This window comes from Mesorhizobium sp. M0663, assembly GCF_040320585.1.
In the GTDB taxonomy this organism is placed as follows: domain Bacteria; phylum Pseudomonadota; class Alphaproteobacteria; order Rhizobiales; family Rhizobiaceae; genus Mesorhizobium.
In genome coordinates this window covers 1-821 of the sequence record NZ_JAMYPX010000110.1, presented here as the reverse complement: position 1 = coordinate 821, position 821 = coordinate 1, and the positions used below count along the sequence as shown (strand labels likewise).

Annotated in this window: 1 protein-coding gene; it reads right to left on the bottom strand. The window is 60.5% G+C overall.

Translation table 11 applies throughout. The features are described 5' to 3' along the window. Positions 1 to 266: 266 nt before the first annotated feature. Positions 267 to 821 (bottom strand): IS110 family RNA-guided transposase (locus tag NKI54_RS36325; protein ID WP_352694664.1); only part of this gene is annotated, 555 nt, incomplete at its 5' end.

Below are 821 nucleotides of genomic sequence, written 5' to 3'. Positions count from 1 at the left end.
TCAGTGGCATGTATGGACGGCCTCCGCGTGGCAAGGGCTTTCTGACATTGATGACAGGTTGGTCGGGTGCAGGCATGTATTCGGCCTTTGAGTGCGGCCTGTTCATGCCGCTGGCCTTGATGAAGTCCGCGGATCGGATCCCAGACAGGTCAACGCGCTTTTTTGAGCGGCACCCACTGAGCGGGTTTTTCCGATCCCGGTTCGACCGTCCGTCATCACACCATCAGCACCTCACCAACCTCTGTGCATCCTCTGCGACTACGTCACTACGCCGGTGAATCCGCGAAGCGCTTGCCCGTAGTCATCAGCGCCCAGACGATCCGGGCCATCTTGTTTGCCAAGGCCACCGCAACGACGTTGTACGGCTTTTTCGCCAGAAGCTCGGCAGCCCAGCGAGTGGGTGCCGCTTTGCCCTTACGACAGAAGCGAAGCACGGCATGGGCTCCCACAACAAGAAGGCGACGGATGTAGGGATCGCCTTGCTTGCTGATCCGCCCGAGCCGATCCTTTCCTCCGGATGAGTTCTGTCGCGGCACCAGGCCAAGCCAAGCCGCGAGTTGCCGGCCGGATTTGAACAGGGACGCATCTGTCACGGTCGCAACGATTGCGCTGGCGGTGATCGGACCGATGCCGGGGATCGTTTCGAGGCGACGGCTCAACTCGTGCGAACGATGCCAGATGTGAATCTGTCGGTCCAGCTCACCGACCTTCTCGTGCACCTCACGCAATTGCTGTACCAAAAGAAAGAGGGCCGATCGGGCAAGCGGGGGAATGAGGTCGTGCCCCTCGTCCTCAACCAATGCGACGAGCATGCTCAGCCC